General features: G+C 66.3%; 15 protein-coding genes. 12 read left to right on the forward strand and 3 right to left on the reverse strand.

Annotated elements, in window-relative coordinates:
- The first annotated feature begins 94 nt into the window (after positions 1-94).
- Positions 95-982, forward strand: coding sequence for a LysR family transcriptional regulator (locus tag XF30_RS06675; protein ID WP_035996816.1), 888 nt, complete (start codon positions 95-97; stop codon positions 980-982).
- Here the strand turns inward: XF30_RS06675 and XF30_RS06680 are convergent.
- Positions 979-1,632: a DNA-3-methyladenine glycosylase family protein gene (locus tag XF30_RS06680; protein WP_057028386.1), complete on the reverse strand. Its 654-nt coding sequence runs from the start codon at positions 1,630-1,632 to the stop codon at positions 979-981. The two genes, XF30_RS06675 and XF30_RS06680, sit on opposite strands and share 4 nt — an antisense overlap.
- 183 nt (positions 1,633-1,815) lie before the next feature.
- On the opposite strand from XF30_RS06680, the gene gluQRS reads away from it, so the two are divergent.
- The gene (gluQRS, locus tag XF30_RS06685; RefSeq protein ID WP_109145601.1) at positions 1,816-2,688 is read left to right on the forward strand and encodes a tRNA glutamyl-Q(34) synthetase GluQRS; all 873 of its coding nucleotides are present in this window, start codon (positions 1,816-1,818) and stop codon (positions 2,686-2,688) included.
- Between the two features lie 101 nt (positions 2,689-2,789).
- The gene (locus XF30_RS06690; protein WP_109142242.1) at positions 2,790-4,043 is read left to right on the forward strand and encodes an ATP-binding protein; all 1,254 of its coding nucleotides are present in this window, start codon (positions 2,790-2,792) and stop codon (positions 4,041-4,043) included.
- Here the strand turns inward: XF30_RS06690 and XF30_RS06695 are convergent.
- Positions 3,970-4,863 carry a YihY/virulence factor BrkB family protein gene (locus XF30_RS06695; protein WP_109142243.1) on the reverse strand — a complete coding sequence of 298 codons (894 nt, stop codon included), beginning with the start codon at positions 4,861-4,863 and terminating at the stop codon, positions 3,970-3,972. The two genes, XF30_RS06690 and XF30_RS06695, sit on opposite strands and share 74 nt — an antisense overlap.
- Positions 4,864-5,175: 312 nt before the next feature.
- Here XF30_RS06695 and XF30_RS06700 point away from each other — a divergent pair, with 312 nt between their 5' ends.
- The 6 genes from XF30_RS06700 to XF30_RS06725 all read left to right on the forward strand — a co-directional run bounded on the left by XF30_RS06700 (position 5,176) and on the right by XF30_RS06725 (position 9,242).
- Positions 5,176-5,370, forward strand: a complete 195-nt coding sequence (locus XF30_RS06700) for a twin transmembrane helix small protein (RefSeq protein ID WP_036020744.1) — start codon at positions 5,176-5,178, stop codon at positions 5,368-5,370.
- 2 nt (positions 5,371-5,372) lie between these two features.
- Positions 5,373-5,945, forward strand: coding sequence for a cob(I)yrinic acid a,c-diamide adenosyltransferase (locus XF30_RS06705; RefSeq protein WP_035996833.1), 573 nt, complete (start codon positions 5,373-5,375; stop codon positions 5,943-5,945).
- Positions 5,946-6,071: 126 nt separating this feature from the next.
- Positions 6,072-6,821 (forward strand): electron transfer flavoprotein subunit beta/FixA family protein, encoded by a 750-nt coding sequence (locus tag XF30_RS06710; protein WP_109142244.1) that lies wholly within the window; start codon positions 6,072-6,074, stop codon positions 6,819-6,821.
- Positions 6,821-7,765 (forward strand): electron transfer flavoprotein subunit alpha/FixB family protein, encoded by a 945-nt coding sequence (locus tag XF30_RS06715; protein WP_109142245.1) that lies wholly within the window; start codon positions 6,821-6,823, stop codon positions 7,763-7,765. The genes XF30_RS06710 and XF30_RS06715 overlap by 1 nt, the downstream gene beginning before the upstream one ends.
- 196 nt (positions 7,766-7,961) lie before the next feature.
- Positions 7,962-8,843, forward strand: a complete 882-nt coding sequence (locus XF30_RS06720) for a 3-hydroxybutyryl-CoA dehydrogenase (RefSeq protein ID WP_035996839.1) — start codon at positions 7,962-7,964, stop codon at positions 8,841-8,843.
- A 204-nt stretch (positions 8,844-9,047) separates the two neighbouring features.
- A complete protein-coding gene (locus XF30_RS06725; protein WP_036020754.1) occupies positions 9,048-9,242 on the forward strand; it encodes a glutathione S-transferase family protein in 195 nt (64 codons plus the stop codon).
- 4 nt (positions 9,243-9,246) lie between these two features.
- Here XF30_RS06725 and tlpA read toward each other — a convergent pair whose 3' ends face one another.
- The gene (tlpA, locus tag XF30_RS06730) at positions 9,247-9,912 is read right to left on the reverse strand and encodes a thiol:disulfide interchange protein TlpA (RefSeq protein WP_109145602.1); all 666 of its coding nucleotides are present in this window, start codon (positions 9,910-9,912) and stop codon (positions 9,247-9,249) included.
- Between the two features lie 100 nt (positions 9,913-10,012).
- Here tlpA and argH point away from each other — a divergent pair, with 100 nt between their 5' ends.
- The 3 genes from argH to lysA all read left to right on the forward strand — a co-directional run bounded on the left by argH (position 10,013) and on the right by lysA (position 13,086).
- Positions 10,013-11,410: an argininosuccinate lyase gene (argH, locus tag XF30_RS06735; protein ID WP_109142246.1), complete on the forward strand. Its 1,398-nt coding sequence runs from the start codon at positions 10,013-10,015 to the stop codon at positions 11,408-11,410.
- A 93-nt stretch (positions 11,411-11,503) separates the two neighbouring features.
- Complete coding sequence (gene lptM / locus XF30_RS06740; RefSeq protein WP_109142247.1) at positions 11,504-11,797, forward strand: LPS translocon maturation chaperone LptM; 294 nt, start codon at positions 11,504-11,506, stop codon at positions 11,795-11,797.
- Between the two features lie 23 nt (positions 11,798-11,820).
- Positions 11,821-13,086: a diaminopimelate decarboxylase gene (lysA, locus tag XF30_RS06745; protein WP_035996848.1), complete on the forward strand. Its 1,266-nt coding sequence runs from the start codon at positions 11,821-11,823 to the stop codon at positions 13,084-13,086.
- The last annotated feature ends 94 nt before the right edge of the window (positions 13,087-13,180 follow it).

Genomic DNA, 13,180 nt, shown 5'->3' on the forward strand with positions numbered 1-13,180 from the left:
TGGCCGCGGATTTGATCCCATTATAAGGTTGGACGGCGCCGCCCGGGCCGTTCAATAATGAACGGACGATCATTCAGGTATGAACAGGGCGCCGATGGATTGGGACCTTTGCAAGACCTTCGTCGCGGTCGCCGATACCGGCAGCTTCACCGCCGCCGCCCGCCGCCTGCACACCAGCCATCCCACCGTCAGCCGCAAGATCGCGGCGCTGGAAGCCCAGCTCGGCACCAGATTGGTGGCGCGCGCCGCCGACGGCCTGGCGCTGACCGCGGATGGACGGACCTTGCGCGAGCACGCCGAGGCCATGGCGGCCGCAGCGCTGCGGGCCGAGACCGCAGTGGCGGCGGGTGGACACAAGGCGCGCGGCATCGTCAAGCTGTCGATCGGCGCGACGCTGGCCTCGCACTGGCTGATGCCGCGCTTGCCAGCCTTCCTGCGCGCGCACGATCATATCCAGCTCGAGATCATCACCCATCCATTTCCGGCGAGCGTGCGCCGGCGTGAGGCGGACGTGGTGCTGCGGCCCTTCGATACCGGGGAGGAGAACCTGGTCGGCCGCAAGATCGGCCGTCTCGGCACCGGCTTCTATGCCTCGCGCGATTATGCCGCCGGGCGGTCCCTGCCCGAAAGGCGCGGCGATTGGAAGGAGCACAGCGTCATCGGCTTCGCCGACCAGACGTCCAATGCGCAGCTTGCGCGCTGGAGCGACGTCGTCACGCGGCAGGCAAGGGTGGCGATGCGCTGCTCGTCCCAGGGGGACATGCTGGCGGCGGTCCGCGCCGGCATCGGAATCTCCGCGCTGTCGTGCTTCGTCGCCGAAGCCTATTCCGATCTCGTGCGCGTCGCCCCGCAGAAGCTCGCCAGCGTTGCGGATCTCTGGCTGCTGGCCCATCCCGACCTCGTCGAGCTGCCGGCGGTGCGCGCCGTAATCGAATTCGTCGCCGAATGCGCCCGGACCGACCGCGCGCGGCTGCGGGGTTAGCCCGATTCCGCGAGCACGCCCTCGCGCTTCTTCACCGCGCGGTAATAGCTCCACCACAGATGCGCCGCCGCACCGCGCAGCGGACGCCAGGGCTCGGCAATCGGCGCCATCTGCTTCTCCGTCGGCCGCGCCTTGAGGCCGAGGCCGATACGGATGCCTTCCTGCACGGCGAGGTCGCCGGCCGGCCAGGCATCGCCGTGGCCGAGGCAGAACAGCAAGTAGAGGTCGGCCGTCCAGGGGCCGATGCCCGGCAGCGCGATCAGGGTGTGATGCGCCGCGTCGGCATCCTCCTCCGCGAGCACGTCGAGGTTCAGCCGCTGCGCGGCGATCTCGCGGGCGAGATGCTTGAGCGTCTTGATCTTGGCGGCGGAGAGGCCGAGCCGCCCCAGCCGGTCGGCGCGGGCGCGGCGCACGGCGTCATGGTCGAGCGGATCGAATGCGGCCGACAGCCGCCCCCAGATCGCCGCGGCGCTCGCGGTGGAAAGCTGCTGCCCGCAGACGATGTGCGCGAGCCCCGTAAACCCGGGCTCGCGCCGCCGCAACGCCGGCATGCCCGCGATCTCGAGCACGGGCTTGAGCCGCGGATCGCGCTTGATCAGCGCGTGGACGGCCTCTTCGAGATCGGACTGGGTTTCGAGGTGGATGGTCATGGCGGGCGGGTTCTCTCCAGCGTCATGGCGGGCTTGTCCGGCCATCCACGTCTTTCTCACCGCGAGGCACTGTGTAGCATGAGCGGTGGTCGTGGTGTTTGTTCGTGACGTTGACACCATCGGTCTGTGGTACCGAAGAACGTGGATGGCCGGGACAAGCCCGGCCATGACGAGATTCATGTGATGGCACCACCCGTTTTCCGATTCGCCCCGAGCCCGAACGGCTTCCTGCATCTCGGCCACGCCTATTCCGCGCTGCTCAACTTCGATCGTGCGCGAAAGACGGGCGGGCGGTTGTTGCTGCGGATCGAGGACATCGACGTGACGCGGTGCCGGCCGGAGTTCGAGACGGCGATCTACGAGGATCTCGCCTGGCTCGGGATTGCCTGGGAGACGCCGGTGCGGCGGCAGTCGGAGCATTTCGCCGATTATCGCGCTGCGCTGGACAAGCTCTCTGCGCTCGGTCTCGTCTATCCCGCCTTCGAAAGCCGGGCCGAGATCGCAAGGCTGGTGGCGGCGCGCGAGGCCGGCGGGCCGTGGCCACGTGATCCCGACGGCGCGCCGCTTTATCCGGGCGAAGCCAAATCGCTCTCGGCTGACGCGCGCGCGCAGCTGATCGCCTCGGGCGCGCCCTATGCGCTGCGGCTCGACATGGCGGCCGCCTGCGGCCGCGCCGCCGGCCTGAGCTGGAACGAACTCGGCGAGGGGCCGGACGGCGAGCGCGGCATCATCCCGGCGCGGCCGGAGGCCTGGGGCGATGTCATCCTGGCCCGCAAGGAGACGCCGACCAGCTACCATCTCTCGGTGGTCGTCGACGACGCGCTCCAGGGCGCCAGCGAGATCGTGCGGGGCCAAGACCTGTTTTCCGCCACGGCGGTGCACCGCTTGCTCCAGGTTCTGCTCGGCCTGCCCGAGCCGGTCTATCGCCATCACCGGCTGATTCGGGATGAGGCGGGCCGGAAGCTGTCGAAATCGAGCCGCTCGACCGGTCTGCGCGAATTGCGTTCGGCCGGCCTCACGCCTGCCGCGATCCGCCGGCTGGTGGGATTAGGTTAAGTTTCTCTGGGGGTTAGCGAAACGTCGCCGTGACTCCGGGCGTTCCTCCGTGCCATGCTTGGCCAGCGCGGGGTTCGAAGAGGGTACTTCGAAGGGGATTCATGGCGGCGAAGACGCGTCCAGTGCGCACCACCCGGACGTCCAGGCGGCGGCCGCTTCGGAAGCGGCCCAAGGCGGCCGGCCAGTTGCGCAAGCGCAGCACCAAGGCGGCTGCGCCTGATGTCGTCCAGGCGGCGCTGGCCGCGTTTGCCCATGAGGTCCGCACCCCCCTGACCGGCATTCTCGCGATCAGCGACCTGCTCGCGACCTCCGATCTCGGCGAGCGGGAGCGGCGCTGGGCCGACACCATCAAGGCCGGCGCCGAGCATCTGGCGAGCCTCGCCACGCTGTTCGTGGATGCTGCCAGAACGGAGAAGGGCGGCAGCACGCCGCGCCAGGATCTGTTCGATCTCAAGGCGCTCGCCCGCACCGCCGGCGATTCCCTGGCCGGCCGCGCCGCGGCCAAAGGTCTCCAGGCCAAGGTCGAGATCGCCGACAAGATCCCAGGGCTCGTGGTCGGTGATTCCGTCCGCCTGCGCGCCGCGCTCGAGAACCTGATCGACAACGCCGTGAAATTTACCGACCAGGGCGGAGTGGCCCTCGCCGTCGAGCCGTGGCGTCCCGCCAAAGGCAAAGCAAAGGGCAGGGTCGGCGTCGCTTTCGCCGTGTCCGACAGCGGCATCGGCCTGACCATGGCCGAGATCAAGCGGCTTTTCCGCCCGTTCACCCAGGCCAATGTCACCATTGCCGCGCGCTTCGGCGGCGCCGGCTTGGGGCTCTCCTCGGTCAAGCAATTGGCGCGGGCGATGGGCGGCGACATCACCGTCGCTCCGCGCCGCGGTGGCGGCGCCACCTTCACATTGACGGTGTCGCTGGACTTGGCGGGACGGGGCAAGACCCGCAAGGCAAAGGACGGCAGCGAGCCCGAGGCGGCCGCTGCGCTTCGCGTTCTCAGCGTCGAGGACAATCCGTTCGGCCGCGTCGTGCTCAACACCATCCTGACCGAGCTCGGCCATCACGCCGAGTTCATCGGGCGCGGCGAGGACACCGTGAACCGGCTGGAGCAGGGCGCATTCGACGCGGTGCTGATGGACATGGTGCTGCCGGGCATCGACGGCATCGAGGCCATCCGGCGGATCCGCAGGCTGACAACGCCGCTGGCTCGGATCCCGATCATCGGCGTGTCCGGCCGCGGCGAGGACGAGGCCGCCTCGCGCGAAGCCGGGGCCGACGCCTTCCTGGTCAAGCCTGTGTCTCCGAGGGCTTTAGCGACTGCGCTGCTTGAAGCGACACGCCGTGAGGAAGCCGCGACTTGATGATCGCGGCATTGAGCTCGCCGCCGTAAACGAAGATCGCGGCGATGAAGTACAGAAACACCAGCGCGATGATCACCGAGGCGAGCCCCGCATACATGGTCACGTAGTTGTTGGCAAAGCGGGCCAGGTATTGGCCGAACACGATGCTGGAGATCAGTGACGCCACGATGGTGAAGACGATGCCGGGCAGTATCTGCAGGAAGCTGCGCCGTCCCGCCGGCAGCCAGGCGTGCAGGATGATCAGCGCCACCACCAGCGCGCCGATGGAGATGCCGTAGCGCACCCAGGTGAGGATGCTCTCGTTGGATTCGACGAACAGCGGAATGTGGCGCCGCGCCGCCTCGATAATGAGCGGACCGAGCACGATCAGGAACGCCATAGCGAGCGCCGTGAAGGCCGCAATGATCGTATAGGCAATCGACTCCAGCCGAAGCCAGTACCAGCTTCGCATCTCCACCACCGCATAGGCGCGGTTGAGCGCCACCCTGAGCGCCTCGACGCCGTTCGAGGCGAAATAGACCGACAGCGCCGCGCCGATGGTCAAAAGGCCGGTCCGGGTGGTGGTCAGCACGTCATGCACCTCGCCCGAGATCGAATCGGCGACCTGCTTGGGCCAGACCTGGAGCATCAGGCTGGCGGCCTGGTCGGCGAGTTCCTTGGAGCCGAAGAAGCCGGCGAGCGCGGTCAGCACGATCAGGAATGGGAACAGCGCCATCAGCGTCGAGAGCGCGATGTGGCTCGCGATCGCCCAGCCGTCATCGGCGAGGAACGTGTAGAACGCGTCCTCAGCGACGCAGTAGATGTAGCGGATGGCTTTCACTTGGCACCTACGCCGCTGCTGTCTCCTTCTGAACGTAGGGAGAGGCCAGGAGAACAAGCAATGGGCGCAAATCGAAAAATCATCGCGCTACCATCTGATATTCTTGGCCCAAAAGCCAGTTCGCGAAGCCCCCTTTGTCATTCCGGGGCGCGCGCAGCGCGAGGCCGGAATCCATCTAGCCGCGGCGCAAGTGGCGCGATGGATTCCGGGCTCGACGCGCCGGGTCTCGCTTCGCTCGATCCCGCCGCGTCGCCCCGGAATGACGAGCTGGGGAGATGGCGGACCGGCACACACGGTGTTATCTACCCTCAAATGGCATCTTTTCTGAGTACTTTCATCCTGCCGGCCGCAGCCGGCGCCGTGGCGCTGGTGCTGCTGCTCGGGCTCATCAACATGATGCGCGGCGGCTCGCCCAACACCTCGCAGAAGCTGATGCGTTGGCGCGTGCTGCTTCAGTTCGTGGCGATCATCGTCGCGATGCTCGCGGTCTGGGCGATGGGACGCTGATCATGGTGGTGCTGAACCGCATCTACACGAAGACCGGTGACGATGGCACGACGGCGCTCGGAACCGGAGAGCGGCGTCCGAAATACGATCTGCGCATCGAGGCCTATGGCACCGTCGACGAGACCAACGCGGCGATCGGCGTGGTCAGGCTCTACACCGCGGAGATGCCCGAGCTCGATGCGATGCTCGGCCGCATCCAGAACGATCTGTTTGATCTTGGTGCCGATCTCGCCGTGCCGGAGCGGGAAGGCAAGGCCGAGCGGCTGCGGGTGGTGGCGAGCCAGGTCGAGCGGCTCGAGCGCGACATCGACATGCTCAACGACAAGCTCGCGCCGCTGACCTCCTTCGTGCTTCCCGGCGGCACGCCGGCCGCGGCCCATCTGCATGTGGCGCGCACGATATGCCGCAGGGCGGAACGCGTGATCGTGGAACTGGCGGCCCAGCCGGGCGAGCCGGTCAGCGCGGCTGGCATCCAATATATGAATCGCCTGTCCGACTTTCTCTTCGTGGCCAGCCGGGTCGTGAACGGCAATGGCGCCGGCGACGTGCTCTGGGTTCCCGGCCAGAACCGCTGACCCATCGCGCTCCCGCATTTCAGAAGGCCAAAATTAGACCCGTTCGCGCGTTGACCGGGGCAGATCGGGCCTTTAGGTTCCGCGCCAGTTGATAACCCCCCTCCCAAATTGAGTGAAAGAGGATCGATGAAGGTCTTAGTGCCGGTAAAGCGGGTGGTCGATTACAACGTCAAGGTCCGCGTCAAGGGCGATGGATCGGGCGTTGAACTCGCCAACGTCAAGATGTCCATGAACCCCTTCGACGAAATCGCTGTCGAGGAAGCGCTGCGCCTGAAGGAAGCCGGCAAGGCCACCGAGGTCGTGGTGGTCTCGATTGGACCTGCGCAGGCGTCCGAAACGATCCGCACCGGTCTTGCCATGGGCGCCGATCGCGGCATCCTGGTGAAGGCGGACGGCACCGTCGAGCCGCTCGCCGTCGCCAAGATCCTGAAGAAGGTTGCGGACGAAGAGCAGCCGGGCCTGATCATTCTCGGCAAGCAGGCGATCGACGACGACTCGAACCAGACCGGCCAGATGCTGGCCGCGCTGCTCGGCTGGTCGCAGGCGACCTTCGCCTCCAAGCTCGAGGTCGAAGGTACCGACTTCAAGGTGACGCGTGAAGTCGATGGCGGTCTGCAGACCGTGAAGCTGAAGGGACCGGCGATCATCACCACCGATCTCCGCCTCAACGAGCCGCGCTACGCCTCGCTGCCCAACATCATGAAGGCGAAGAAGAAGCCGATCGCGGAGAAGACGGTCGCCGATTACGGCGTCGACATCGCCGCGCGCCTCGAAGTTCTGAAGACGGCTGAGCCCGCGGGCCGCAAGGCCGGCGTCAAGGTCAAGGACGTCGCCGAGCTGGTGTCGAAACTCAAGAACGAAGCCGGGGTGCTCTGATGACGACGCTTCTGATTGCCGAACACGACAATGCGTCGCTCAAGGACGCCACCAACAAGGCCCTGACCGCAGCTGCCGCGCTTGGCGCGGATGTCGAGGTGCTGGTCGCCGGCCAGAACGCCAAGGCCGCGGCGGATGCCGCTGCCAAGCTCGCTGGCGTGAAGAAGGTGCTGCTCGCCGATGGCGACCTCTACGCGCACGATCTCGCCGAGCCGCTGGCTGCGCTGGTGGTGTCGCTGGCGTCCGGCTATGACGCCATCGTCGCGCCGGCGACCTCGCGCTTCAAGAACGTGATGCCCCGCATCGCCGCTCTGCTCGACGTCATGCAGGTCTCGGAGATCACCAAGGTGGTCGCGCCCGATACCTATGAGCGCCCGATCTACGCCGGCAACGCCATCCAGACGGTGAAGTCGAAGGACGCCAAGAAGGTCATCACGGTCCGCACCTCGACCTTCGCCGCAGCAGGCGAGGGCGGCAGCGCCCCGGTCGAGACCGTGGCGGCGGCGGCCGATCCGGGCCTGTCGACTTTCGTCGGTGAGGAAGTCGCCAAGAGCGATCGCCCCGAGCTGACCTCGGCCAAGATCATCGTCTCCGGTGGCCGCGCCATGCAGAGCCGCGAGAACTTTGCCAAGTACATCGAGCCGCTCGCGGACAAGCTTGGGGCTGGTGTCGGTGCCTCGCGCGCCGCGGTCGACGCCGGCTATGCGCCGAACGACTGGCAGGTCGGCCAGACCGGCAAGGTGGTGGCCCCCGAGCTCTATGTCGCGGTCGGCATTTCCGGCGCGATCCAGCATCTGGCCGGCATGAAGGACTCCAAGGTGATCGTTGCGATCAACAAGGACGAGGACGCGCCGATCTTCCAGGTCGCCGATTACGGCCTGGTGGCCGATCTCTACCAGGCGGTTCCGGAGCTGACCTCCGAACTCGGCAAGCTCGGCAAGTAAAAGGCATCGAAAACACCGGCCGGAGGTATAAACTCCGGCCGGTGCTGCGTTTCTGAGGCGTTTTCTTTGGCGTTGGGCGCGCCTTGGAGGCGATCCAATCTAGGTTTCGAGCCAAGGTTCTGATTAAATCGGACCTCCCGGCTCGAGGGGAAAAGGCAGGGCGCGCCCCCCGCGCGCCGTTCCGGTGGATGACAATATGGCGGCAGTGATCAAGAAGGTCGGCGTGATCGGCGCGGGTCAGATGGGCAATGGCATCGCGCATGTCGCGGCGCTCGCTGGCTTCGACGTGGTGCTCAACGACGTTTCGGCCGACCGCCTCAAGTCGGGCATGGCCACCATCAACGGCAATCTGGCGCGCCAGGTCTCCAAGAAGGCCGTCACCGAGGACGACAGGGCCAAGGCGATTGCGCGTATCAAGCTAGCCGAGAAGCTGGACGATCTCGCCGATTGCGACCTCGTCATCGAGACCGCGGTCGAGAAAGAAGAGGTCAAGCGCAAGATCTTCCACGAGCTCTGCGCCGTATTGAAGCCGGAGGCGATCGTCGCCTCCGATACGTCCTCGATCTCGATCACGCGCCTCGCCGCCGCCACCGACCGCCCGGAGCGCTTCATCGGCATTCACTTCATGAATCCAGTGCCGTTGATGGAACTGGTCGAGCTGATCCGCGGCATCGCCACCGACGACGCCACCTTCGAGACCGCCAAGGACTTCGTCGGCAAGCTCGGCAAGCAGGTCGCGGTCTCCGAGGATTTCCCGGCCTTCATCGTCAACCGCATCCTGCTGCCGATGATCAACGAGGCGATCTACACGCTGTATGAAGGCGTCGGCAACGTCGAGGCGATCGACGCGGCGATGAAACTGGGCGCCCACCATCCCATGGGTCCGCTCGAGCTTGCCGATTTCATCGGGCTCGACACCTGCCTCTCCATCATGCAGGTGCTGCACGAGGGGCTAGCCGACTCCAAGTACCGCCCGTGCCCGCTGCTGGTCAAATACGTCGAGGCCGGCTGGCTCGGCCGCAAGACCCAGCGCGGCTTCTACGACTACCGCGGCGCCAAGCCGGTGCCGACGCGGTAAGGTGGTCTTGTGCCCCGGACGCAGCGCGGAGCGCGGCAGAGCCGAGGCCCAGGAGCCGCGCGCTGAAGGCTAGGTCCCGGCTCTGCGGTGCGTCACTTGCGTGCCGCCCCTTGTCCGGGACACGATTGCCCGTACTGCTCCATGACAATTCATGTCGCGTTAACCTCTCGCGCCTAGGTTACGGCCGGTACGAGGGTTCGCGTAATGGACATGATGGCAATGGTCAGCAGCATGCTGGCCGCACAGCAAGGCGCGCTGCAGTCGAATATCGCGGCGACGCTGACCAAGCAGAACGCGGATATGGAGAAATCCACCGTCCTGACGCTGCTCGGCACCGGCCAGCCCTCGCTTGCCAATGTCGCCCCCGGCGTCGGCGGCAATCTCAATGTGACGGCCTAAACCCTTAAAGCGCCGCGGCGGCCTTGCCGGTTGCCGCGCGGATCAGCTTGAGCGCGTCCTCACTCGCCCATTCCGCCGGCCCCGCGATCGTCGCGATTTCACACCCGTGAGGGTCGACCAGCACGGAGGTGGGCATGCCCAGTGCCCGTCCCACGGCCTTAAGATCCTGGAACACCTTGGCTTTCTGGTCGCTGAAATAGGCGAGCCGGGTCAGGTTGGCCTCTTTCAGGAAGGTTTTCGGCTTCTCCAGGTCGCGGGTGTCGATGTTGATCGCCACCACCTCGAAATTCGGGCCCGATAGCTTGCCCTGGAGCTCGTCCAGCGCCGGCATCTCCTTGCGGCAGGGCACGCACCAGGTGGCCCAGAGGTTCACCAGCAGGGTCTTGCCGCGGAAGTCGGACAGCTTCTTCGGCTTGCCCTCGGCATCCTCGAAGGTGAGGTCGGGCAGCTTCAGCGGGGCGCTCGCCATGGTCAGCGCCGCCACCTCGCCATGGGCGAGCGGGGCGATCTTCTGCGCCGTCGCCACCGCCGCCTTACAGGTCGGATCGCCCAAGGGCGCCCGGCTCGGGCCGAGCCCGTACAGCGCGGCGAAGCCGGCCAGCCCGACGATCGCCACGGCGGCGATGACGAAGGGGATGCGGCGCGTGGCGGAGGGCTTCTGGTCGAGCATATCGTTTGTCATCCGGTCGCAGATATGGCTATCAGGGGCCTCTTAATACGGCTGGCCGCGGCCAGCAAACGTGCGGCAAATCAGGCGTGAGCAGGGGATCATGAGCAACAAGATGTGGGGCGGCCGGTTCTCGGAACGCCCCGACGAGATCATGGAAGAGATCAACGTCTCCATCGACGTCGATCGTCACCTCTTCGCCCAGGACATTGCCGCGTCCAAGGCCCACGCCGCGATGTTGGCCAATCAGGGCATCATCACGGCTTCTGATGCGAAAAATATCGGCAAGGGTCTAGACACAATCCTGTCAGAGATCGGCAAGGGCAGCTTCGAATTCAAGCGCGCGCTCGAGGACATCCATATGAATGTCGAGAGCCGCCTGTCGGAGCTGATCGGCCCGGCCGCCGGAAGGCTGCACACCGCGCGTTCGCGCAACGACCAGGTCGCCACCGACTTCCGTCTGTTCGTCCGCGACGTCATCGACGAGACCGATGCCGCGCTCGCCGCGTTCCAGCAGGCCCTGGTGGACCGCGCGCTGGAGCACGCCGCAACCGTGATGCCCGGCTTCACGCATCTGCAAACGGCGCAGCCCGTCACGTTCGGCCATCACCTGCTGGCTTATGTCGAGATGGCGGCGCGCGACCGCGGCCGCTTCCAGGACGCCCGCAAGCGCCTGAACGAATCGCCGCTGGGCGCGGCTGCGCTCGCCGGCACCTCGTTCCCGATCGACCGCCATGCCACCGCGAAGGCGCTCCTGTTCGACCGCCCGATGGCGAACTCGCTCGATGCCGTCTCCGACCGCGATTTCGTGCTGGAGACGCTGTCGGCCGCCTCGATCTGCGCCGTGCACATGTCGCGCTTTGCCGAGGAGATCGTGATCTGGACCTCGCCGCTGGTCGGCATGATCCGGCTCAGCGACAAGTTCACCACGGGATCCTCGATCATGCCGCAGAAGCGCAACCCGGATGCCGCCGAGCTGGTGCGCGCCAAGACCGGCCGCGTCATCGGCGCGCTCAACGGCCTCCTGATCGTCATGAAGGGCCTGCCGCTCGCCTATCAAAAGGACATGCAGGAGGACAAGCAGGGCGCCATGGAGGGTTTTGCCGCGCTGTCGCTGGCAATCCGCGCCATGACCGGCATGGTCCGTGATCTCGTTCCGGACGAACCCAAGATGAAGGCGGCCGCGGGCGAGGGCTATGCCACGGCGACCGACCTCGCCGACTGGCTGGTGCGGACGCTGAGGATGCCGTTCCGCGAGGCGCACCACGTCACGGGCCGCATCGTCGCCAAGGCCGCCGAGGGGGGCGTCGCGCTGCACGAGCTGCCGCTCAACGAAATGCAGGCGATCGAGCCCAAAATCACCAAGGACGTGCTCGGTGTGCTGTCGGTCGAATCGTCGGTGAAGAGCCGCACCAGCTTTGGCGGCACCGCGCCGAAGAACGTGGCGTCCCAGGCCAAGGCCTGGGCGAAGCGGCTGGAAAAAGAGCGAAAATTGGGCTGAGGGCAAAATTTCGCTTATGTTTCATGGTCATCCGGCTCTCGCCAGAACGCGCCAATCTCTGTATGGTGCGCCGCGCGTAGTGGGGATTTCGTCGTGACGTCAAAGTTTCGCCCGGCCGGCTCGGGGTGGGCCATCATTGTCTTGAGCCTGACGGCGCTCGCGCTTGCAGGTTGCGGCCGCAAGGGCCCGCTGGATCTGCCGCCGACCGCCTCCAACGCCCCCGCAGCCACCGGCGCCGCACCCGTCGAGCCCGAGACCGCGGCCCAGAAGGCGCCGAGCCTGTTCGAACCCACGGCCAGCGCGGATGCTGCGCCCACGGCGGCCAAGGGCCGGAAGAAATCGTTTATTCTCGACCCGCTCCTGGACGAACCTCCCGGCAAGAAATAAGCCGGGACAACCGAGCCTGCGCCATGAACCATTTCGACTATCGCAACGGCGTGCTGCACGCCGAGGCGGTGAACCTGTCCGAGCTGGCCGCCACCGTCGGCACGCCGTTCTACTGCTATTCGACCGCAACGCTGGAGCGGCATTACCGCGTCTTCACCGAGGCCTTTGCCGGCGAGAAGGTGCTGGTCTGCTACGCCATGAAGGCGAACTCCAACCAGTCGGTGCTGCGGACGCTGGCCAAGCTCGGCGCCGGCGCCGACGTGGTTTCGGGCGGCGAGCTGAAGCGCGCTTTGGCCGCCGGCATTCCCGCCAGCAAGATCGTCTTCTCCGGCGTCGGCAAGACCGAGGCAGAGCTGCGCGCGGCGCTCGCCGCCGACATCCTCTGCCTCAACGTCGAATCCGAGCCGGAGCTCGAGCTGCTGTCGCGACTCGCGACCGAGATGGGCAAGACCGCGCGCATCTCGCTCCGCGTCAATCCCGACGTCGATGCCGGCACACATGCAAAGATCTCCACCGGCAAGTCCGAGAACAAGTTCGGCATCCCGATCGTGCATGCCCGCGAGGTCTATGCGCGCGCGGCGAAGCTGCCCGGAATCAAGGTGACCGGCACCGACGTGCATATAGGCAGCCAGATCACCGACCTGTCCGGCATGGAGACCGCGTTCCGCATCCTCTCCGAATTCGTGCAGACGCTTCGGGCGGACGGCCACGACATCAGCCACGTCGATTTCGGCGGCGGTCTCGGCATCCCCTATTACATGGATCGCGAGGCGCCGCCTGCGCCCGCCGCCTATGCCGCCATGGTCAGGCGCGTCAGCCACAATCTCGGCTGCACGCTGATGTTCGAGCCGGGCCGCATGATCGTCGGCAATGCCGGCATTCTGGTCGCCAAGGTGATCTATGTGAAGCACGGCGACGGCAAGAATTTCGTCATCATCGACGCGGCCATGAACGACCTGATCCGCCCGACACTGTACGAGGCGCATCACGACATCCTGGCGGTGAAGCAGCCGGCCAAGGGCGCCGCCACCATCAAGGCCGATGTCGTCGGCCCGGTCTGCGAGACCGGCGATTATCTCGCCCTCGACCGCACGCTGCCGACGCCCGCGCCCGGCGATCTCCTCGCCATCATGACCGCCGGTGCCTATGGCGCCGTGCAGGCCGGCACCTACAACACCCGGCCGCTGGTGCCCGAGGTGCTGGTGAAGGGCGACCAATACGCCGTGGTGCGCCCGCGCATCGAGGTCGAGCAGCTCATTGCAATGGACACGCCGGCGCCGTGGCTGTGAGGCCGCTACCAAAACCTGCAAAACAACCCCATGCACAGTAGACCGGGGCTTTCGCGATGATGCGTGGTCGTCGGGCAAAACCGCTTGAACTGTC

Source organism: Bradyrhizobium sp. SUTN9-2 (assembly GCF_003122645.1).
Lineage (GTDB): Bacteria > Pseudomonadota > Alphaproteobacteria > Rhizobiales > Xanthobacteraceae > Bradyrhizobium > Bradyrhizobium yuanmingense.

Coding starts and splice junctions, on each gene's coding strand:
- XF30_RS06675 (WP_035996816.1), top strand. CDS start 95: ATGGATTGGGACCTTTGCAAGACCTTCGTCGCGGTCGCCGATACCGGC.
- XF30_RS06680 (WP_057028386.1), bottom strand. CDS start 1,632: ATGACCATCCACCTCGAAACCCAGTCCGATCTCGAAGAGGCCGTCCAC.
- gluQRS (WP_109145601.1), top strand. CDS start 1,816: ATGGCACCACCCGTTTTCCGATTCGCCCCGAGCCCGAACGGCTTCCTG.
- XF30_RS06690 (WP_109142242.1), top strand. CDS start 2,790: ATGGCGGCGAAGACGCGTCCAGTGCGCACCACCCGGACGTCCAGGCGG.
- XF30_RS06700 (WP_036020744.1), top strand. CDS start 5,176: ATGGCATCTTTTCTGAGTACTTTCATCCTGCCGGCCGCAGCCGGCGCC.
- XF30_RS06705 (WP_035996833.1), top strand. CDS start 5,373: ATGGTGGTGCTGAACCGCATCTACACGAAGACCGGTGACGATGGCACG.
- XF30_RS06710 (WP_109142244.1), top strand. CDS start 6,072: ATGAAGGTCTTAGTGCCGGTAAAGCGGGTGGTCGATTACAACGTCAAG.
- XF30_RS06715 (WP_109142245.1), top strand. CDS start 6,821: ATGACGACGCTTCTGATTGCCGAACACGACAATGCGTCGCTCAAGGAC.
- XF30_RS06720 (WP_035996839.1), top strand. CDS start 7,962: ATGGCGGCAGTGATCAAGAAGGTCGGCGTGATCGGCGCGGGTCAGATG.
- XF30_RS06725 (WP_036020754.1), top strand. CDS start 9,048: ATGGACATGATGGCAATGGTCAGCAGCATGCTGGCCGCACAGCAAGGC.
- tlpA (WP_109145602.1), bottom strand. CDS start 9,912: ATGCTCGACCAGAAGCCCTCCGCCACGCGCCGCATCCCCTTCGTCATC.
- argH (WP_109142246.1), top strand. CDS start 10,013: ATGAGCAACAAGATGTGGGGCGGCCGGTTCTCGGAACGCCCCGACGAG.
- lysA (WP_035996848.1), top strand. CDS start 11,821: ATGAACCATTTCGACTATCGCAACGGCGTGCTGCACGCCGAGGCGGTG.